Here is a 19,762-nt window from a genome sequence, read left to right on the forward strand (position 1 = left end):
GCTCACCCTGGCGATTACACGATGTCCGGCCGTCTGTGGTTCTTCCGACGCTGGCGGCCGCGCTCACTGCAGGCGCGCCAGATGTTCGCCGCGTCCGTGGGTCTGGTCGCGTTCCTGGCGCTGGCCGGTTACGCGCTCGACGCCGCCTTCGCCGATACGGCGAAGGCGAACCTGCGTGAGCGCCTGAAGAACTACGCCACCGCCTATGCGGCCGGCATCGATTTCACCCGCGACCGCTCGCTGTACATCCGCGAGCAGCCGCCGGATTCGCGCTTCGACGTGCCGGGCAGTGGCCTGTACCTGCAGGTGGTGATGCCGCACGGCAAGGGCAACTCGATGTCCGCCGAAGGCCCGATGCTGCCCACCGTCGGCGGCGGCCTGCTGGCACCGCGCCAGGAAGTGTTCGAAGGCCCGCTGCCGATGATCCAGATCGATGGCAGCCAGGGCTCGGTGTACCGCTATGGCCTGGGCCTGGTGTGGGACGCCGACGCCGACCCCGCCACCGAATTCCCGTACACCATCTACGTGATGGAAGACTCACGCGCGCTGGGCGCGCAGCTGCGCGTGTTCCGCAGCCGGGTCTGGTTCTACCTCGGCGGCATCGGCCTGATCCTGCTGCTGCTGCAGACCGTCATCCTGCAGTGGAGCCTGCGCCCGCTGCGCCGCGTGATCACCGAGCTGACCAAGGTGCAGCGCGGCGAGACCGAGCGCATGAGCGAGCGCCACCCGCGCGAGCTGGAACCGCTGACCGACAGCATCAACGCCTTCATCGAAAGCGAGCGCGAGAACCTGGAGCGCCAGCGCAACACCCTGGCCGATCTGGCGCACAGCCTGAAGACGCCGATCGCGGTGCTGCGCACGCAGATGGACAGCGGCGCCGGCGACGGCGCGCTGCGCGAGGAACTGGACGTGCAGCTGCAGCGCATGAACAACCTGGTCTCGTACCAGCTGGCACGCGCTGCGTCGTCGGGCCACAAGCTGTTCTCCGCGCCGCTGCCGATCGAATCCAACGCCGAGGAAATCGTGCGGGGCCTGGAAAAGGTCTATGCCTCCAAGGGCGTGCTGTGCGAATTCGACATCGACCCGGCCGCGCGCTTCCATGGCGAACCGGGTGACCTGCAGGAACTGCTCGGCAACCTGCTGGAAAACGCCTTCAAGTGGGCCAACCGCCGCGTGCTGCTGACCGCGCAGCCGCTGCCGGCACCGAACGCCCGTCGCGCCGGCCTGCTGCTGGCGGTGGACGACGATGGCCCGGGCATTGCCCCTGACGACATCGGCAAGGTGCTGCAGCGTGGCGTCCGTGGCGACGAGCGCGTGCAGGGCCACGGCATCGGCCTGTCGATCGTGCAGGACCTGATCAAGGATTACCGCGGAGAACTGGCCGTAGGCCGCTCCAGCGAGCTGGGTGGGGCGCGCTTCGAAGTGCGCCTGCCGCCGGGACCGTAAGCCGCGCGCTCCCGTCCGCCGGGCATCGCCTGGCGCAACAACGCGTGGTGTTCCGGTAGTGCCGGCCGTTGGCTGGCAACCTCATGATCTTCGGTGGCAGTGCCAGGATGCCGGCCAGCGGCCGGCACTACCGTATTTCGATCTTCGGCGGCTCGCCATAGAACCGCCGCAGCTGCGCGCTCCCGTCCGCGGGGCATCGCCTGGCGCAACAGCGCGTGGTGTTCCGGTAGTGCCGGCCGCTGGCCGGCAACCTCATGATCTTCGGTGGCAGTGCCAAGGTGCCGGCCAGCGGCCGGCACTACCGTATTTCGATCGCCGGCGGCTTGCCATAGAACCGCCGCAGCTGCGCGCTCCCGCCCGCCGGGTATCGCCTGGCGCAACAGCGCGTGGTGTTCCGGTAGTGCCGGCCGCTGGCCGGCAACCTCATGATCTTCGGTGGCAGTGCCAAGGTACCGGCCAGCGGCCGGCACTACCGTATTTCGATCGCCGGCGGCTTGCCATAGAACCGCCGCAGCTGCGCGGCCACTTCCGGCAACGCCTGCTGCAGCAGATCCGGCGCCGAGAAGTGGTACTCGCTGGCCACCGCGAAAAACTCTTCCGGCGCCTCGGCCGCATACGGATCGATCAGCGTTTCCTCGCCTGCGTCCACCTGTGCACAGAAGGCGTCGTAGGCGCGCTGGAAAATGCCCGCCCATTCGCGCTGCCATTCGCGCGGCAGCGGCGGCGTGCCGTCCATCGCACCATCCAGTGCATCCAGCTTGTGCACCATCTCGTGCACCGCCACGCAGTAGCCCTCGTGCGGCGCCGCCAGGTCGGCCTGCACATCGGCCCAGGACAGGATCAACGGACCGCTGTCCCACGACTCGCCAATCAGTTCGTCATCCCATTCGTGCAGCACGCCGGCCGCATCCATGTGGCTGCGATGTACGCGGAATGCATCGGGGTAGACGATCAGCTGCGACCAGCCTTCCAGGCCCACTTCGCCGAACTCCAGCAGCGGCAGGCAGCACAGCGCGGCCAGCAGCACACCGTCACCGGCCTGCAGCTGCAGCTCGCCGATCGGGGTAATGGTCTTCTCGTGCAGGAAGCGTGTGGCCAGTACGCGCAATCGCGCGCGGCGTTCGTCGTCCAGACCGTGCAGCCAGGCGGCGCGGCGGCAGGCCTCATTCCACAGTACATCGTCGATCGGCCGCGGCGCAGGCCGCACCCACTGCAGCAACGACTTGATCAGCGGAACATTCCCGGCAGGTAGCTGTGCCACTTCGGTGCGCGGATGCGCTGCAGCACGTCGTCGTCGCTGCCACCGCCGCCGGTGCTGGTGGCACTGCTGGCGGCCGGGCGTACTGCCGCCGGCTTGGTGGTGGCTGACGAGGCGGTCGCGGTCGGTGCGCGCTGAGAGGCGGCATCACCGTTGGACGACACGCAGGCGCCGCGGCTGTCGTCCAGCGCTGCTGTCGCAGACGCCGCGAAGGGCATCATCAGCAGGATCAGGCAATGGGCATAACGGCGCATTGACGACATCCACGTTAAGGGAAGGTGAGTTCCCGATTCTAGCCCGAACTTGCCGCTCCGTTGGAAGCCCCCACGGAACCCAGCGTGGCGGGCGTCGCTGGCGGCTTTCCCGCATAATTCCTTCCTGACTTCGTGGAAGCTGCCGTGGACGATCGCCAATTGCTGGCCAAACTCGCTGCCGGTCGCCTGTCCGGCGACGCCCTGGCCCGTGAGCTGGGCCAGACCCGGGCGGCCATTTGGAAGCGTATTCAAGGACTTAGAACCGCCGGTGTGGACGTCGAGGGCCGCGCCGGCGAAGGCTATGGCCTGACCCGCCCGGTCGACCTGCTGGACCCGGACGCGATCCGTGCTGGCCTGCCTGCCGGGGTTCTGCCCCTGCTGCACGACCTGCAGGTGGCCTGGACGGTCGACTCGACCAACGCCGAATTGCTGCGTTGCAGCGCGCCCCAGCGCGGGGTGAGCGTCCTGCTGGCCGAGCGCCAGACCGGTGGCCGTGGCCGTCGTGGCCGTACCTGGGCCTCGCCGCTGGCCGCGCATATCTACCTGTCGGTGCTGCGCCTGTACTCCGGTGGCCTTGGCCGCCTGGCCGGGCTGAGCCTGGTGGCCGGTATCGCCGTGGCCGAAGCGCTGCACGACCTGGGCTATACCCAGGCGCAGCTGAAATGGCCGAACGACCTGATCGTCGATGGCCGCCGCAAGCTGGTCGGCCTGCTCGCAGAAGGTGGTGGCGAATACGCGGGCCCGGCGCGCGCGGTGATCGGCATCGGCATCAACACGCACATGCCGCCGTCGTTCGCCGAGCAGATCACCCAGCCGTGGGTGGACCTGGATACGCTGGCCGGCAAGCCGGTGGATCGCAACGTGGTCGTTGCTGCCGTGCTGACGCGCCTGCTGCCGGCGCTGGAAGAATTCGATCGCGAAGGCCTCGCTCCGTTCCTGCCGCGCTACGCCGCGTTCGACATGCTGGCCGGCCGCGAAGTGCGCGTGGAACTGGACGGGCAGTGGCAGCACGGCACCGCACTTGGCCTGGCTGACGACGGCGCGCTGCGCGTGCGCATCGATGGCCAGGAACGCCTGCTGCACGCCGGCGAAGTCAGCGTGAGGGCGGCATGAGCGATTGGTTGTTCGACCTGGGCAACTCGCGCTTCAAGTTCGCGCCGTTGCAGGGTGACCGTGCCGGCGACGTGCAGGCCTGGGCGCACGGCGCCGAAGGCATGGCCGGGCAGCCGCCGCACAGCCTGCCCAGCGGCACCACCGCGTTCGTGGCCAGCGTGGCCGCGCCGTCGCTGACCAGCGCCATGCTGGACCAGCTGCAGCGCCGCTTCGAGCATGTGCATGTGGTGCGCACCAGCGCCGAATGCGCGGGCGTGCGCATTGCCTATGCCAAGCCGGAAAAATTCGGTGTCGATCGCTTCCTGGCCCTGCTGGCCGCTGCCAAGGCGCAGCGCCCGGTGCTGGTGGTTGGCGTGGGCACCGCCTTGACGATCGACCTGCTCGACGCCGACGGCCAGCACCACGGCGGCCGCATTTCCGCGTCGCCCACCACCATGCGTGAAGCGCTGCATGCCCGTGCCGTGCAGCTGCCCGCGACCGGCGGCGACTACAGCGAATTTGCCAACGACACCGCTGACGCGCTGGCCTCCGGCTGCGACGGTGCGGCGGTGGCGCTGATCGAACGCAGCGCGCAGCAGGCGCATGCGCTGCTGGGCGTGGCACCGTCGCTGCTGGTGCACGGTGGCGGCGCACCGGCGCTGATGCCGCTGCTGCCTGGCGCCGACTACCACCCGTCGCTGGTGCTGGATGGCCTCGCCCGCTGGGCGGTGCACCAGCCCGCAGGCTAGTATCCGCGCATGCTGACCCGTGCCCTGATCGTCGTACTGGCCATCCTCAATCTTGGCGTCGCCTGCTGGTGGCTGCTGCGCGATGCACCGCAGAAGCCTGCGCCGCCGCCGCAACCCGCTGGCGTGGCCGAGCTGCGCTGGGTGCCCGGTGGCGTGGATGCAACCGCGGCCGCCGCAGCCACGGTTGCCGCCCCGGCCTCGCCGCTGGTGGAACGCGAACCAGCGGCGAAGACCACCGTGGCTGCGACGCCTGCGCCAGCCGTGCCGGCAAAGCAGGACGTTGCCAAGCCGCAGACGGCCGAGGCTGCGCCTGCCGCTGCATCGATTGCCGCCGCTGCCAAACCCGTGGCGGCGCCCGCACCGGCACCGGAAAAGCCCGCAGCTCCGCCTGCGGTTGCCGAGCCGCCGCGCTGTATCGCGCTGGGCCCGTTCGCCGACCGTGCCTCCGCGACCAGTGCACAGGGCAGGGCCGGTGCTGTGCTCAACCAGGTGCGCCTGCGCGAACAGCCTGCTGCCAGCGGCGGTGCCCGCTACCGGGTGATGCTGCCGGCCGCCGCCAATCGCGACGAGGCCCAGGCCACGGTGAAGCGCATCGTCGCCGCAGGCCTGAGCGACTACTACATCATCAGCCAGGGCGAGGAAGCCAACGCCGTGGCGCTGGGCCAGTACCGCAACCGCGAAGGCGCCGAGCGCCGCATGGCAGCGGTGCAGGCCGCAGGCTTCCAGCCGCGCCTGGTCGCCAGCGGCGACGCCGGCCAATGGTGGCTGGAAGGGCAGCTGGCGGCAGGCACGCAGCCGGCCCAGGCCCAGCAGCGCAGCGGGGCGGCGCAGAGCCGGTCGCTGGAATGCGCGCGATTGCGCTAGAATCCCCCGGACCGCGGCACTGCCGCCGGTGATGCACCCATGCCGCTTTAGCTCAGTTGGTAGAGCAACTGTCTTGTAAACAGTAGGTCATCCGTTCGATTCGGATAAGCGGCACCATCGTACAGTCAGCGCCCCTTTGCTTTGCTCTTTCTGGACTTCGGCTGGAGTCTGGCAGCGCGCTGCTCGAGGTACTCGCCCAGCAGGCCGAGCGCCTCGGAGAACTTGATCCGCTCCCGGCCTCTATCCGACGTCCCCGCGCTCGCACTTCGACACGAGCGTCTGCGTGTTGCCCAGCCGTTCGGCCAGATCGACCTGCGACACGCCGGCCCGTTCACGGGCCCCCTTGGGACCCGGACGCCGTGCAGGTCCGGGACGTGTGCGCCAACTTCACTGAGGAGTTCGGCATCGTCGCCTGTGGCCGGGCCAACGCCAAGAATGAGTGTGGCGGGTACATCGGCCCCCTGGGCTTCATGTCGGGCGACAAGAGCGTCATCCTTTGGGGGATAACTTCGCCGTTGAAGAGTCGGGCGTCTGCCTGCAGGTCGAGGGTGGCAATTGGGCAGTGGCCGTTGACAGCGCATAGGATCATCAGAGGGCAAGGGAAGGGAATGCCATGGGGAGACAGGCAAGCCGCCGATGGATCGAACGGGCTTGGGGCGCGTGTTTGTTTGCTCTGGCCCCGCTTGCCTTGGCCGCTGATGACCCTTCGCCCTTGCATGCCCAGTTTCAACTGCCTGACGATCGTGTCGACTATGTCGCCGCCAAGCTGGTAGTGGATAGCATCATTGATCCGTCCACTGACACTGTGGCAGTGCGTCGGCAAGTCGATCAGTGGGAGCACGCTGTACGCGGCAATGTGCCTGGCAACCCGACGGCGCGACAGGTCCTCGACGCTTTGCTCAAGACGCTTTACATGCCGGGCGAGTGGAACCAGGGGAAGCCTTTTACCTACGACCTGTCGGACCCACTGGGTAAGAATCCGAAGAACAAGCAGCTAGCTACCTACTTGGCCACGCGCAAGGGCAACTGCGTCTCAATGCCCATTCTCTTTGTCATCCTGGGCCAGCGGCTGGGGCTGACTGTCGCGCTTGCTACGGCGCCCAATCACCTGCTGGTGAAGTTCGCCGACGACGAGCAGCAGATGTGGTTGAACGTTGAAGCCACTGCGGGCGGCTTCAAATACGACAGCAGCTACCAGCGTGAAACGGGGATCACCGAGGCGTCATTGGACAATGGACTTTACTTGCGCCCGCTGCTGCCGCACGAAGGGATAGGCGCCATCGCCAGCACACTGATGGAGCACTACGGGGCGAAGAAGGACGCCGATGCGCTCATGGCCGTGGCCGATCTGGCGCTGGCCGCCAATCCGAAGGACCCGGTAGCGATGATATGGAAGGCGAATGCCTACTACATCCAGACCCAGCAACGCATCCGCTCCAGGTATTCGAATGCGGAAGATCTGCCACCTGAGTTGCACGGGGAATTTCACCGTTTGACTCGCGAGAATCTGGCATGGCTTGCCAAGGCCGAATCACTTGGTTGGACGCAGAAAACGCCGGAGCAGGAAGCCAGCTACCTACAATCCATCCAGCGCGAACGCGCGAGAAGAGGACTGTGATGCGCATTGCCATTCCAGGGCTGTTGACCGTGGCGCTGTGCGCCATCGCTTCCAGTGCGTCGGCCCGGTTCGTTTCAGCCGATCCCGTACAAGCCGATCCAAATACGGGCGCCAACTACAACCGCTACTGGTATGGGAACAACAATCCCTATAGCTTTACCGACCCGGACGGGCGCCTGTCGCGTGGTACCGGCTGGACGGACAGGCAGTGGAATCAGTTCGACCGCGCCCAGCAGAGCGCCGCTGGCAGCTTGGAGAAAGCGGCGGGCAAGATCAACGGTGCACTGGCCGAAGGGGGCAAAGCACTCCAGCGTGCGGAGAAGTCTTTCCAACGCAACTTCGGTGCTGGCTCAGCCACTCCAGAGAACATGGCGAAAGCTGCCTCAGATATGAGCTCAATGGCTGCGGCATTGCGGGATACCAGTGCGGGCGCTATTCCAGCCAATGGTATGACGGGTGCGCAAATCAACGCGGCATATGGGGCCGGTGGAGATACCTTGGCGGGCGTGCCTACCACCGGGCCGAAAATGGTCATAGTCAATACTACGCACGTGAGTTTCAATGATCCGTCAAGGTTGGCTTGGGGGGCAGGTCACGAAACCGGGCATGCAGTGCTGGGGTATAAGGACCAGTTCTTTAATGGCGACACGGCATACAAGTTCGGATCCCCTCAGCAACAGAATATCTTCAAGACGCTGCCCAGCCAGCAGCGCCTTATCAATCCTGACCACATCATGGACCAAGCTCGATGAACAGGATTCTGGCAGGCACCTTGCTGTGCATGGCGATCGCTGCCTGCGCTAGTCCATTTCGGCGCGCAGAACCCCGGGATTTCAGTGTTTCGGTGGTTGATAACCCAACGAAGCGGCGATACGACGTAACCTTGGCGTCTGCCGTTGGCACGCCCTTATGCCTTTCGAAGGAAAGCTGGCCTGCCGAAGATGGCACATTTCCGATGGGGTACGAAGGTGCAGCCTTGACCACGGCCACTGGTCCTCTACATCCGAAGGCACTTATGACGACATACTGCCCTGGAGGATGTGGTGAGGTTCGCTTGGAGCCAGGCCAAACTTTACGGGCAAGCATTGCCTATGCTGCATTCGGTGATGCGGAGGTCATCGCAGCTGATCCCGTTCGCTCGCTATCGTTTCCCGTTTTTCCGTACTACTGTGCACGGTAGGTTCGACTTCCAATAGCGCTTTCGGCAACCTTTGATGGATGATCGGAAACGTTGGTATCGGCACGTGAGTCAGGCCAATACTATGTGAAATAACCGGTCTGACGATCTGGCCAGAGAATGGCCGGCAGTTGCCATGGCGGTCAAGGAGGCCTTCGGCGGCAAGAACAGCCGAGGCTCCCGGACACCGACTGATACGGGAGTAAGGGCCCATCTCTGCGACGAGCAGCCCGAACTACGCCCGTGTGGGTACTTGCCGCAGGCCTGTCACGGGAAAACTGGTATCGCGCACTGTCCGGCGAGCGCAGCCCTGATTTCGCGACCATCCTGAAGGTGACCCGTGCCTTGGATGTGAGGCTGCATGCCAGCGCCGTGTGAGGCATCAAGGCAGTGTGCTTCACCTCTTCCGCCTCGAGAACGCCGGAGCGATCAGCTTCAATCAAACCGAATGATGCGGATCAACCCTCTTCTTGCCGATCCATTTCCGAAGGCGGCCACGGTGCCATCGGGGAGTGCCTCCTTCGCACCGTCATGGTTGATGAATGAGATCGTGCAGTGTGCCCGCGTGCCAGGCGTGATCCGGGTGATGGTGCGGTCATTCAGTACGAAGCTGTACCACATGAGTTCAGGGCTTATCGAAAGCGCCATGGGCCGCGCGGTGGAGGCGATCATCTCGGCAACAGCGCCGCCGTGCGAATCCACTTCGTCCAATCGCAGCTCCACAAGTACAGGTTTCAGGTTTGGATAGGGTGTGCTCATGCCAGCAGCGGGCCTTCTTGATTCGATAACCGGGGCAGTGACGTTGTGAACCTGACAAACACGAGGGCCAAAATGCACCGCCCGCATTTTGATTCTCCTCACAGACCGCTTCCGACCCTAACCGCATACTGGGAGTACACATCCGTCAGGACTCGCCCATGCGTCGCCACGCCCTGCCGCTCACCGTCGCATTGTTGTCCGCCGCGTTCGCAGCCCCGGCCATGGCCGCCGTGCCGTTCTTCAACGCCAGCTGCCCGGGCGGTATCGATGTGCACGCAGATGAAGGCGGGCCGGTCTACGTGCAGGGCCGCGAGACGGCGTTGAAACGTTTCAACGACCGCTATTTCGAAGCACGCGATGTCAACAGCGGCATCACCCTGTCGATCAGCCGCAACGATGACGCCTCGCCGCAGGTCAGCTACACCGGCCGAGGCGGCGCCAATGGCATCTGCCAGGTCAGTAGCAGCGGTGCGCCCGCGCCCGCCACAAACAGCGCCCGCCCTGGCGACGCTGCCGCCGGGGATGCCGCGCTGCCGCGCGAAGTCACTTGCGAATCCACCGGCCAGCAACAGGTGTCGTGCGATCTGAATACCCGTGGCAATGTGGAAATCGTGCGCCAGCTCAGCCGTACCCGCTGCGAGGAGGGCAAGAACTGGGGCCTGTCGCGGCACTCGGTGTGGGTCAATGGCGGCTGCCGCGCGGTGTTCCGCAATGTGTCCTCGGTGACTACCCCCGCGCCGGCAGGCGATACCGCGTTGGGCGCCTGCAACATGCGCAAGGGCGCGCAGGGCGCTCTGGTCACCCAGATGCCGGTGGGCAGCGATTACCAGGAACTGATCATCGATTACCCCGATGGCCGCTTCCTGTGCATGATGCGCAACAACGGCCAGGTGCAGAGCGTGACGCCGGTGCGCCGCCGCGAACGCTGAGCGCGCAGCGGGTTGGGGCAGGCTTCAGCTGCAGGACCTATACAGCAACACCCACGCCAGCATCAGGGTGAACATGCCAACGAAGGTCAGGCCGAACCATAGCGCCGCCAGCTTCACGTTGCCGATCAATGCCGTCGCCACACGGGGCAGCTCGCTTTTCAGAATCGGGTGTTCGGCGTGTGCCTTGCGCATACGCTGCCAGCCAAGCCCAAGGAACACCAGGATGGAGAACGGCGCCAGCAGGAGCGCCGTCTGGATCAGCCAGCCGTGGTGTGGCGCATCGACCGTGCTGTTCAACAGAACCGCAAAAAGGGCGATGGGCAGCGCCCCGATGAAAAAGCGCGGCCAGGCCGTATTGATGAAGGGCGACATCGCAATCTTCCATGAAGCGGGGGCAGGTCCGCGCGGCATCATGCCATGTGATTGCCCTGCTGCACCGCCGCGAGTGGTGTCACACAGCTCTGGCTAGACTGTGCTTCTTTTTCCCCCGCAGGAGGCACCCATGGCCCATCCCATTTCCGTATCGCTGATTGGCGTTCCCACCGATGTGGGTGCGGGCCATCGCGGTGCCCGGCTGGGGCCGGAAGCGCTGCGCGTGGCGGGCCTGCCGGAGGCGCTGGAGGCGCGCGGCGTGGACGTGCGCGACCTGGGCAACCTGGATGGCCCGCGCAACCCGTGGACCGCGCCGGTGGAAGGCTACCGCCACCTGGATGAAGTGGTGGCGTGGAACCATGCGCTGATGGAAGCCAGCTATGCCGAACTGCAGGCCGGCCGCATGCCGATCATGCTCGGCGGCGACCACTGCCTGGGCATCGGTTCGATCACCGCGGTGGCGCGCTGGTGCCGCGAGCAGGGCAAGACCCTGCGCGTGCTGTGGCTGGATGCACATTCGGATTTCAACACCAGCGACGTGACTCCGTCGGGCAACATCCATGGCATGCCGGTGGCCTGCCTGTGCGGCCTCGGCCCGGATGCGCTGACCCGTCTTGGTGGCAGTGCACCGGCGATCACCCCGGCGCAGATGCACCAGATCGGCATCCGCTCGGTGGACCCGGAAGAGAAGCGCCTGATCAAGACCCACAAGGTCGATGTCTACGACATGCGCTACATCGACGAGAACGGCATGAAGCGCGCGGTGGAAGCCGCACTGGCCGGGATCGACGAGAACACCCACCTGCACGTCAGCTTCGATGTCGACTTCCTCGACCCGAGCATCGCGCCGGGCGTGGGCACCACCGTGCCGGGTGGAGTCAACTACCGCGAGGCGCAGCTGGTGATGGAAATGATTGCCGACACCGGACGCATGGGGTCGTTGGACATCGTCGAGCTCAACCCCTTGCTGGACAAGCAGAATGCCACCGCCGAGCTGGCCGTGGACCTGGTCGAAAGCCTGTTCGGCAAGTCCACCCTGATGCGCGACTGAGCACCCGGCCTGAACGGATCGTCGATCCGTTCACACCCGCTCCACGCCGCTGCCGCCAGATTGCACTTCACGCGGCGGTGGTGGGCGTTGGCCTTCTCCCGCCGAGCGAAAGAATCCCATCCGCGAATGAAGCGGTGTAGCGGCAAACCCAAGGAGAAGCCCATGAAGCGCGTAGTTGCCCTGATGCTGTTGTCGATGTTCTCGGTGGCCCTGCTGGCCGGTTGCAACACCATTGCCGGTGCCGGCAAGGACGTGCAGAAGGCGGGTGAGAAGGTTGAGGACACCGCCAAGGGCCGTTGAGCCCTGCACGGAACGGAAAGAGAAAAGGCCGGGGTTTCCCCGGCCTTTTTTGTGCGTGCTTTTCGCTGCGTGCTGTCGAAGCGGAGTGAACCATTCAAGCAGGTGAGCAGCGTTTTCATGGTCGGTTGACCGCTGCCCAACGGCTGCTGCGCGAAGCTGGAGCCACGGTAAGAACGCCGTTGCAACCAAGGACTCCCAGCAATGAACAAAGACATCATTTCCGGCAAGTGGTCGCAGCTGAAGGGCAAGGCCCAGGCCAAGTGGGGCGATCTGACCAACGACGACTTCGATGTGGCCGAAGGCAATGCCGAGTATCTGGCCGGCCGCCTGCAGGAACGTTATGGCTGGGCCAAGGACCGCGCCGAGAAGGAAGTCCGTGAGTTCCAGGACAGCGTGAGCAAGGACTATCCGGACTACAAGTAAGCCGCTTTCGTTTCCCCCGCAGCACAACGCCCGCACCGTGAGGTAGCGGGCGTTGTGCTGTCTGGGCGGGCGATCAGCGTGCCGGCGGATCCGGCACGTAGCGGTTGGGGAAGGCCTGCGGTTCGCGCGGCAGGCGCGACGGCGAATCCACCAGGATGCCGCGCGCGCGCAGGTTGCGGGCGCTGTCGTAGCGCAGCTGCAGCACCTGTGCGGGACTACGGCTGGCACGCTCGAAGTCGGTATCGCGCACCGAGGACTGTTCGCGTGCACCATGGCCGGTGCCCAGCGCTGGCGCCTGCGACTTGTTGGCGTAGCCCTCGATGCGGCTGGCGCTTGCGTCAGCGGCCGCTTCGGCGGCCGGTGCCGGCGCAGGCAGGCCACGGCGCAGGATCGGCTGCGGATACCAGCGGCGCGCCTCCTCGAACACGGCCACGCCGACCACGCCGATGTTGTCCGGGCGGCCGGTGCGGCTGGCATAGCTGCCGCTGGGGCTGCTGAACACGAACTGCGCCACTTCGTCCTGGCTCTTGCGCCAGCCGGTGATGTCGGCGCGCTGGCCGGGGTTGAGCACGTAGCCGGTCTGCGAAGGATCGGCATCTTCGCCGGAGATGGCGTTGACGCCGTCTACCGACAGCACCACCAGCACCCGGCGCGGGCTGTCGTTGTACAGGCGCACGGCGTAGCGATGGCCGCGCTCGCCGGCCACCCAGCGCTGGCCCTGGGCCGGGTAGCTGCGCAGTTCGGTGCCACGGTCGCGGTCGACCAGGGCCATGCGCACGGGGCCGCCTTCGTACACCGGCGGCGGCATCGGGGCCGGGCGGAAACCGGCCAGGGGCAGGATCAGCAGCAGGGGCAGCAGGCGTTTCATCGGGCGTCTCCAGCGGGGTTGCGTGAATGAACGCACCGCAGGCCCTGACGGGGTTGGTGGCGTGCAAGGTAAACTGGCCCCGTTCATCGAAGGTTACCCCACGCAGTCATGACGACCCGAGTCCTTACCGGCATCACCCCCTCCGGCACGCCCCACCTGGGCAACTACGTTGGCGCCATCCGTCCGGCCATCGCGGCCAGCCGCGCGCCGGGGATCGAGAGCTTCTTCTTCCTGGCCGACCTGCACAGCCTGATCAAGTCGCAGGACCCGCAGCGCACCCAGCGCGCGACCCTGGAGATCGCGGCCAGCTGGCTGGCCTGCGGCCTGGACCCGGAACATGTGTGGTTCTACCGCCAGAGCGACATCCGCGAGACCACCGAGCTGATGTGGTTCCTGACCGCCATCGCCAGCAAGGGCATCCTCAACCGCGCGCACGCCTACAAGGCGGCGGTGGACAAGAACCGCGAGGAAGGCGTGGACGAAGATGCGGGCGTCAGCGCCGGCCTGTTCATGTACCCGGTGCTGATGGCCGCCGACATCCTGATCTTCAAGGCCAACCAGGTACCGGTGGGCCGTGACCAGATCCAGCACATCGAGATGGCGCGCGATTTCGCGCAGCGCTTCAACCACGTGTACGGCAAGGAGTATTTCCCGCTGCCGGACGTGGTGATCGACGAGCAGGTGGCGACGCTGGCGGGCCTCGACGGCCGCAAGATGAGCAAGAGCTACCACAACACCATTCCGCTGTTCGTGCCGCGCGAGGAGCTGAAGAAGCTGGTGTTCTCGATCCTGACCGACTCGCGCGCACCGGGCGAGCCGAAGGACACCGAGGGCTCGGCGCTGTTCCAGATGTACCAGGCGTTCGCCACCCCGGAACAGACCGCGGAGTTCGCCAGGGCGTTCGCCGCGGGCATCAGCTGGGGCGATGCCAAGCAGCAGCTGTTCGAGCGCATCGACAGCGAGCTGTCGCCGCTGCGCGAGCGCTACAACGCGCTGATGGCCGAGCCGGAGAAGATCGAAGCATTGCTCAAGCGCCGCGGCCAGCAGCTGCGCGAGCAGCTGGCGGCACCGCTGCTGGACGAGCTGCGCCATGCGGTGGGCCTGCGCGACCTGTCCACTGCGGGCGACATCGCCAGCGAGGATGCCGGCGTGGCCCGCGTGGCACCGCCGCTGTTCAAGCAGTACCGCGAAAAGGATGGCCGTTTCTACTTCAAGCTGACCGCCGGTGACGGCACGCTGCTGATCCAGAGCGAAGGCTTCGATTCGCCGCGCGATGCGGGCCAGCTGATCGCGGTGATCAAGCAGGCCGAGCAGGGTGACCAGCTGCAGAGCGAGCTGTTCAAGCTGGACGCCGAGGTCGATGTCGTGCTGGCTGCCTTGGCCGTGCTGCGCGAAGCGTAAGGGGTAGTGCCGGCCGCTGGCCGGCAACTGCACGTTCCCCAGGTTCTCGGAAATGCCGGCCAGCGGCCGGCACTACCACGGCATTGACCCATGGCATGATGTCCACGCGCCTCCGGCGCGATGACATGGAGTCTGCGATGGCCTGGTTGTCGCTGCTGCTGTTCCTGCCCTGGTTCCTGCTGCTGGGCAGCCTGTACTGGCTGTTCCCGCGCCAGCCGCGTACCGCGCGGCGGCGCCTGTTCGATGGCACCACCCTGGTATTGGCGTTCGCGCTGAGCATCGTGTCGATGCTGTGGGGCTACCGCATCGGTGTGGTGCAGCCCGGCGCCGGCCCGATCTGGCCGCAGGTGCTGGCGGTGCTGTATGCCTACGGGGCGTTCCTGGCGGTGCTGGTGCTGGCCCTGTTGCTGCGGCCGCGGTTCGCATTGCGCTCCGGCTGATCGGTAGTGCTGGCCGCTGGCCGGCACATGCATTCTCCTGGTTATCCCGAGGTTGCCGGCCAGCGGCCGGCACTACCCGACCAAAGCCGCATCGAACCCGGGCCGCCTGCGCGCCTACCATGGGGGTCTGTTCCCGATCCTGCCAGGTGCGTGCCGATGACCGCCGACCCCAGCATCCACACCATCGATACCGGCTTCCAGCGCCCGGATTTCGACGCGGCTTACCTGATCGTTGAAAACGGCCGCGCTGCGTTCGTCGACTGCGGCACCGGCCTGTCGGTACCGGCGATGCTGCAGGCGCTGGCGGATGCCGGCCTGGGCGTGGAGGCAGTGGACTGGCTGCTGCTCACTCACGTGCATCTGGATCACGCGGGCGGTGCAGGCCTGCTGATGCAGCAGTTGCCGAATGCGAAGGCGGTGCTGCACCCGCGCGGCGCGCCGCACATGATCGACCCGACCCGGCTGATCGCTGGCGCCACGGCGGTATACGGCGCCGAAGAGATCGCGCGCAGCTATGGCCGCATCGAGGCGATTCCGGAGCACCGTGTGGTGGTGGCCGAAGACGGCCACCGCATCGACCTGGCCGGCCGCGAGCTGGTGCTGCTGCATACCCCGGGCCACGCGCTGCACCACTACTGCGTGTGGGATGCACGCAGCCGCAGCTGGTTCACCGGCGATACGTTCGGCATCTCCTACCGCGAGCTGGACAGTGCGCAGGGCGCTTTCATCTTCCCGACCTCCTCGCCGGTGCAGTTCGACCCGGAGGCGATGAAGGCTTCGATCCGGCGCATGCTCGATTACGCGCCGCAGGCGATGTACCTGACCCACTATGGGCGCGTGCAGCAGGTTGAAAAGCTGGCCGAAGACCTGTTCGAGCAGATCGATGCGATGGCCGCCATCGGCCGCCAGTGCGACGGGCGACCGGACCGCCACCGCTGCCTGCTGGCCGCGCTGCAGGCGCTGTACCTGGAACGTGCACAGCTGCATGGCTGTGCGCTGGACGATGCCGCGGTGACTGCAGTGCTGGCGATGGACATCGAACTCAACGCGCAGGGCCTGGCGTGCTGGCTGGACCGCGTATCGCGCTGACCTGGGCGCGCCCTATTGGCGGGAATCCGGTGTGCCACTGGTAGATCCACGCCATGCGTGGATGACGTGGGCCCATGCTGCGCCGTGATGTCACGACCACGTTACACTCTGGTGACTTCCAAGCTAGCCGTGGTACTGCCGTGAATCCGATGCGCGTGTTGCTGCTGTCGTCCTGCCTGTTCGTCGGTGGCCTGGCCCATGCGGCCAACGATCTGCCCGGCGGCGGCATCGATCCGCAGGCACTGTCGCGCCATGTGCGCGTGCTGGCGTCGGATGAATTCGAGGGCCGCGCGCCGGCCACCGAGGGCGAAGAGCGCACGGTGCAGTACCTGATCGAGCAGTTCCGCAGCTACGGCCTGCAGCCGGGCGGCGTGGACGGCAGCTGGGTGCAGCCGGTGCCGCTGGTGCGCGCGCAGCTGGACGGCGCGGCCAAGGCCAGCCTGTCGCTGAAGCAGGGCAAGCGCGCGCTGGCCAACGGCGTGGACGTGACCCTGCAGAGCCTGCAGCCGCGCAAGCGCGTGCAGATCAAGGATGCGCCGCTGGTGTTCGTCGGCTACGGCATCGACGCGCCGGAGCGTCAGTGGAACGACTACAAGGACGTGGACCTGCACGGCAAGATCGCCGTCGTGCTGATCAACGACGCCGATTTCGAAGCCGATGCGCCGGGCGCGTTCGACGGCAAGGCGGTGACCTACTACGGCCGCTGGACCTACAAGTTCGAGGAAGCCGCACGCCGTGGCGCCGAGGGCGTGCTGATCGTGCACGAGACCGCACCGGCCGCCTATGGCTGGGCCACGGTGAAGAGCTCGGGCACCTCGCCGCTGTTCGACATCGAGCGCAGCCAGGCCGAGGCGATGGCGCAGCACACGCCGCTGCGTGGCTGGATGCAGCGCGAACTGGCCGAGGCGATCTTCGCCGACGCCGGCCTCGACTTCGATGCCGAGAAGCGCAAGGCGATGCGTGCCGACTTCCGCCCGGTGGCGCTGGACAACGCGAAGCTGAGCGTTGATTTCGCGCTCAAGCGCGAGCAGGTGGTGACCCGCAACGTGGTGGCCAAGCTGCCCGGTGGTGAACACGCCGACGAGGCCGTGATCTTCTCCGCGCACTGGGATGCCTTTGGTATCGGCCAGCCGGACGCCAAGGGTGACCGCATCCGCCGCGGTGCGATCGACAACGCCACCGGTGTGGCCACCGTGCTGGAACTGGGCCGCGTGTTCGCCGCCGGCCCGCAGCCGCAGCGCACGCTGTACTTCGTGGCCCTGACCGCCGAAGAGAAGGGCCTGCTGGGTGCCAGCTACTACGCCGCGCACCCGCTGGCGCCGCTGGACAAGACCGCTGCAGTGCTGAACATCGAGATGTTCAGCCCGGATGGCGCGACCCGTGACATCGCCTCGTGGGGCAAGGGCAGGGTCTCGCTGGAGGGTGACCTGGAGCGCGTGGCCAAGGCCCGCGGCCGCAGCTACAGCCCGGACCCGAACCTGGAAGCCGGCTTCTTCTACCGTGCCGACCACTTCGCCTTCGCCCGCCTGGGCGTGCCGGCGATCACCATCGGCCCGGGGCTGGACAAGCTGGACGGCGGCGTTGAAGCCGGCCGCGCGCTGCGCGAGAAGTACTTCGCTGACTGCTACCACCAGGCCTGCGATGCCTGGACCCCGAGCTGGGACCCGAGCGGCCACGCCGCCGACACCCTGCTGGTCTACGACCTGGGCGCCGAGCTGGCCAACAGCCGCCGCTGGCCGACGTGGGAAAAGGAATCGGAGTTCCGCGGCGCGCGCGACAAGAGCGAAGCGGCCCGCCGTTGAGGTAGTGCCGGCCGCTGGCCGGCAACTCCCTGCTCTTTCCGAAGGTTCATGAGGTTGCCGGCTAGCGGCCGGCACTACCGAAAGAGGTGGCGTTGCCGGCCAGCGGCCGGCACGCCCGGGTATTCGTCAGCGCCGGCGCAGCAGCGTCCACGCGCCCAAGCCACTGGCGGCGAGCGCTGCCAGATAGCACGCCACCATCGTGCGCAGTCCAACCGGCGACCCTGCATTGATGCCGCGATGCAGGCGCAGCTGCAGCGAGCTGTGGCCGCTGCCCAGGTCCACCGCCAGCTGCAGCGCCAGCGCGGCGCAGAACACCAGCAGGGCAATCCCGAATCCGATGCGCGGCCACGCGGCCTGTGCGTTGGGGCGGCGCAGCAGCCAGGCCAATGCCGTGGCTGCGGCCAGCGTCGCCGCGATCCACATCAATGGCGTGGCGGGAGACGCAGCGGCCACCGGCAGTGCACCGGTGGCCGCGATCAGGGCAACGCGCTTACTTGCGGGTGCCGTCGAGCCAGTTCGGGCCCTTGTTGGTGAGGAAGAACACATAGACCACCAACGATACCGCGATCGTCGCGGTCACGTAGATGGCGAACCAGTCGACGTGGCCGGTCTTCAGCGCACCCTGGTACAGCAGCGGGGCGGTGCCGCCGAACAGCGAGTTGGCCAGTGCGTAGCCCAGGCCCACGCCCAGTGCGCGCACATGGGTGGGGAACAGCTCGGCCTTCACCACCGCGTTGATGGAGGTGTAACCGGTGAGGATGACGAACGCCATGGCCAGGGTCAGGAAGGCCAGGGTGGCGTCATGCTGGTGCGGCAGCTGGGTGATCAGGTACCAGCTGTACAGCACGCCGCCGACGCCGAAGAACACCAGCAGGGTCTTGCGGCCGATGATGTCCGACAGCCAGCCACCGACCGGCTGCAGCACCATCAGGAACGCCAGCACGCCCAGGTTGATCAGGGTGCCGGTCATCGGGTCGTTGCCGGCGAAGGCGCTCTGGATCATCTTCGGGCCGTTCACCGAGTAGGTGTAGAAGGCCACGGTGCCGCCAGCGGTGATCAGGAAGCACAGCAGCAGCGGCCGCCACTGGTGCACGAACAGTTCGTACATCGAGCCGGACTTCTGCGCCTTGCCCTCGCGCGCGGCCTCGATGGACGACTCCGACAGCGATTCGTCCATGCCCCGGCGCAGCCAGAACACCACCACCGCGGCGATGCCGCCGATGCCGAAGGCGATGCGCCAGCCCCATTCGGAGATTTCCGGCTTGCCCCAGAAGGTCAGCATCAGCAGTAGCGTCAGCTGGGCCAGCACATGACCACCGACCAGGGTGACGTAGTGGAAGGACGACAGGAAGCCGCGACGGCCGGGGATGGCGGCCTCGGACATGTAGGTGGCGCTGGCACCGTATTCGCCACCGGTGGCGAAGCCCTGCAGCAGGCGCGCGAACAGCAGGATGACCGCGGCCCAGATGCCGATGCTGGCGGCGGTGGGGGTGATGGCGATCAGGAACGAACACAGCGCCATCAGCGTGACCGACACGGTCAGTGCCAGGCGGCGGCCATGGCGGTCGGCGAAGCGACCGAAGAACCAGGCGCCGATCGGGCGCATCAGGAAGGTCGCCGCGAAGATCGCCCACACGTACATCGTGGAGTTCTTGTCGTCGGGCGAGAAGAACTGCGATTCGAAGTACACGGCGAACACCGAGTACACGTAGACGTCGTACCACTCCACCAGGTTGCCGGCGGAGCCTTTGAGGGTGTTGGAGATCGACCGCCGCAGGGCGGCGCGGTCGTTCGCGGGTACAGCAGGTTGGGACGTGGTGCTCATCTGGGTGGGAATCCTCGATGCGGCGCGTCCGTGCGCAGGGAAAAC

At 66.6% G+C, this 19,762-nt stretch carries 22 protein-coding genes and 1 tRNA gene; 16 read left to right on the forward strand and 7 right to left on the reverse strand.

Going from position 1 to position 19,762, the window contains the following annotated elements; translation table 11 throughout:
- Positions 1-21: 21 nt before the first annotated feature.
- Entirely contained in the window at positions 22-1,446 is a 1,425-nt protein-coding gene (locus tag D5301_RS20825; protein WP_094001618.1) for a sensor histidine kinase, read from the forward strand.
- Between the two features lie 469 nt (positions 1,447-1,915).
- Here the strand turns inward: D5301_RS20825 and D5301_RS20830 are convergent, their stop codons facing one another.
- Positions 1,916-2,707, reverse strand: a complete 792-nt coding sequence (locus D5301_RS20830) for a M90 family metallopeptidase (protein ID WP_324187363.1) — start codon at positions 2,705-2,707, stop codon at positions 1,916-1,918.
- Positions 2,674-2,958 (reverse strand): hypothetical protein, encoded by a 285-nt coding sequence (locus D5301_RS20835; RefSeq protein ID WP_110710769.1) that lies wholly within the window; start codon positions 2,956-2,958, stop codon positions 2,674-2,676. Before D5301_RS20835 ends, D5301_RS20830 begins: the two co-directional genes overlap by 34 nt.
- A gap of 144 nt (positions 2,959-3,102) precedes the next feature.
- Here D5301_RS20835 and birA point away from each other — a divergent pair, with 144 nt between their 5' ends.
- From birA to D5301_RS24415, 7 genes are all read left to right on the forward strand, one after another.
- Entirely contained in the window at positions 3,103-4,071 is a 969-nt protein-coding gene (birA, locus tag D5301_RS20840; protein WP_324187364.1) for a bifunctional biotin--[acetyl-CoA-carboxylase] ligase/biotin operon repressor BirA, read from the forward strand.
- Complete coding sequence (locus D5301_RS20845; protein WP_004153755.1) at positions 4,068-4,799, forward strand: type III pantothenate kinase; 732 nt, start codon at positions 4,068-4,070, stop codon at positions 4,797-4,799. The genes birA and D5301_RS20845 overlap by 4 nt, the downstream gene beginning before the upstream one ends.
- A 9-nt stretch (positions 4,800-4,808) precedes the next feature.
- The gene (locus D5301_RS20850; RefSeq protein ID WP_110710771.1) at positions 4,809-5,663 is read left to right on the forward strand and encodes an SPOR domain-containing protein; all 855 of its coding nucleotides are present in this window, start codon (positions 4,809-4,811) and stop codon (positions 5,661-5,663) included.
- Positions 5,664-5,704: 41 nt separating this feature from the next.
- A tRNA-Thr gene (locus tag D5301_RS20855) sits at positions 5,705-5,780 on the forward strand.
- Between the two features lie 571 nt (positions 5,781-6,351).
- Positions 6,352-7,281 carry a transglutaminase family protein gene (locus tag D5301_RS20865; protein ID WP_162621989.1) on the forward strand — a complete coding sequence of 310 codons (930 nt, stop codon included), beginning with the start codon at positions 6,352-6,354 and terminating at the stop codon, positions 7,279-7,281.
- The gene (locus D5301_RS20870) at positions 7,281-8,033 is read left to right on the forward strand and encodes a hypothetical protein (protein ID WP_228756465.1); all 753 of its coding nucleotides are present in this window, start codon (positions 7,281-7,283) and stop codon (positions 8,031-8,033) included. Before D5301_RS20865 ends, D5301_RS20870 begins: the two co-directional genes overlap by 1 nt.
- Before the next feature lie 668 nt (positions 8,034-8,701).
- Positions 8,702-8,836, forward strand: a complete 135-nt coding sequence (locus D5301_RS24415) for a hypothetical protein (protein WP_258011623.1) — start codon at positions 8,702-8,704, stop codon at positions 8,834-8,836.
- A 57-nt stretch (positions 8,837-8,893) separates the two neighbouring features.
- Here the strand turns inward: D5301_RS24415 and D5301_RS20880 are convergent, their stop codons facing one another.
- Positions 8,894-9,217 (reverse strand): hypothetical protein, encoded by a 324-nt coding sequence (locus tag D5301_RS20880; RefSeq protein ID WP_110710773.1) that lies wholly within the window; start codon positions 9,215-9,217, stop codon positions 8,894-8,896.
- 158 nt (positions 9,218-9,375) lie between these two features.
- On the opposite strand from D5301_RS20880, the gene D5301_RS20885 reads away from it, so the two are divergent.
- Entirely contained in the window at positions 9,376-10,146 is a 771-nt protein-coding gene (locus D5301_RS20885; protein ID WP_110710774.1) for a DUF3011 domain-containing protein, read from the forward strand.
- Between the two features lie 24 nt (positions 10,147-10,170).
- On the opposite strand, the gene D5301_RS20890 is transcribed toward D5301_RS20885, so the two are convergent.
- Positions 10,171-10,518, reverse strand: a complete 348-nt coding sequence (locus tag D5301_RS20890; RefSeq protein ID WP_153856752.1) for a hypothetical protein — start codon at positions 10,516-10,518, stop codon at positions 10,171-10,173.
- Positions 10,519-10,648: 130 nt separating this feature from the next.
- Between D5301_RS20890 and rocF the strand changes: the two genes are divergently transcribed.
- The 3 genes from rocF (at position 10,649) to D5301_RS20905 (ending at position 12,292) form a co-directional block, all read left to right on the forward strand.
- The gene (gene rocF / locus D5301_RS20895; RefSeq protein WP_049431469.1) at positions 10,649-11,569 is read left to right on the forward strand and encodes an arginase; all 921 of its coding nucleotides are present in this window, start codon (positions 10,649-10,651) and stop codon (positions 11,567-11,569) included.
- 162 nt (positions 11,570-11,731) lie between these two features.
- Positions 11,732-11,869, forward strand: coding sequence for an entericidin A/B family lipoprotein (locus D5301_RS20900; protein WP_008266021.1), 138 nt, complete (start codon positions 11,732-11,734; stop codon positions 11,867-11,869).
- Between the two features lie 201 nt (positions 11,870-12,070).
- Entirely contained in the window at positions 12,071-12,292 is a 222-nt protein-coding gene (locus D5301_RS20905; protein WP_004137109.1) for a CsbD family protein, read from the forward strand.
- A 73-nt stretch (positions 12,293-12,365) separates the two neighbouring features.
- Here D5301_RS20905 and D5301_RS20910 read toward each other — a convergent pair whose 3' ends face one another.
- On the reverse strand, positions 12,366-13,160 hold the full coding sequence (locus D5301_RS20910; protein ID WP_153856753.1) for a hypothetical protein: 795 nt from the start codon (positions 13,158-13,160) through the stop codon (positions 12,366-12,368).
- Positions 13,161-13,268: 108 nt separating this feature from the next.
- Here D5301_RS20910 and D5301_RS20915 point away from each other — a divergent pair, with 108 nt between their 5' ends.
- The 4 genes from D5301_RS20915 (at position 13,269) to D5301_RS20930 (ending at position 17,892) form a co-directional block, all read left to right on the forward strand.
- A complete protein-coding gene (locus tag D5301_RS20915) occupies positions 13,269-14,561 on the forward strand; it encodes a tryptophan--tRNA ligase (RefSeq protein ID WP_153856754.1) in 1,293 nt (430 codons plus the stop codon).
- Between the two features lie 137 nt (positions 14,562-14,698).
- A complete protein-coding gene (locus D5301_RS20920; protein WP_014035662.1) occupies positions 14,699-15,001 on the forward strand; it encodes a hypothetical protein in 303 nt (100 codons plus the stop codon).
- 156 nt (positions 15,002-15,157) lie between these two features.
- Positions 15,158-16,090: an MBL fold metallo-hydrolase gene (locus D5301_RS20925; RefSeq protein WP_153856755.1), complete on the forward strand. Its 933-nt coding sequence runs from the start codon at positions 15,158-15,160 to the stop codon at positions 16,088-16,090.
- A gap of 149 nt (positions 16,091-16,239) precedes the next feature.
- A complete protein-coding gene (locus tag D5301_RS20930; protein ID WP_153856791.1) occupies positions 16,240-17,892 on the forward strand; it encodes a M28 family metallopeptidase in 1,653 nt (550 codons plus the stop codon).
- Between the two features lie 126 nt (positions 17,893-18,018).
- Here D5301_RS20930 and D5301_RS20935 read toward each other — a convergent pair whose 3' ends face one another.
- Positions 18,019-18,315 (reverse strand): hypothetical protein, encoded by a 297-nt coding sequence (locus D5301_RS20935; RefSeq protein ID WP_110714243.1) that lies wholly within the window; start codon positions 18,313-18,315, stop codon positions 18,019-18,021.
- 67 nt (positions 18,316-18,382) lie between these two features.
- Positions 18,383-19,717 carry an MFS transporter gene (locus D5301_RS20940; RefSeq protein ID WP_010486964.1) on the reverse strand — a complete coding sequence of 445 codons (1,335 nt, stop codon included), beginning with the start codon at positions 19,715-19,717 and terminating at the stop codon, positions 18,383-18,385.
- Positions 19,718-19,762: the final 45 nt, after the last annotated feature.

It is taken from the genome of Stenotrophomonas sp. MH181796 (assembly GCF_009659995.1).
Classification (GTDB): domain Bacteria; phylum Pseudomonadota; class Gammaproteobacteria; order Xanthomonadales; family Xanthomonadaceae; genus Stenotrophomonas; species Stenotrophomonas riyadhensis.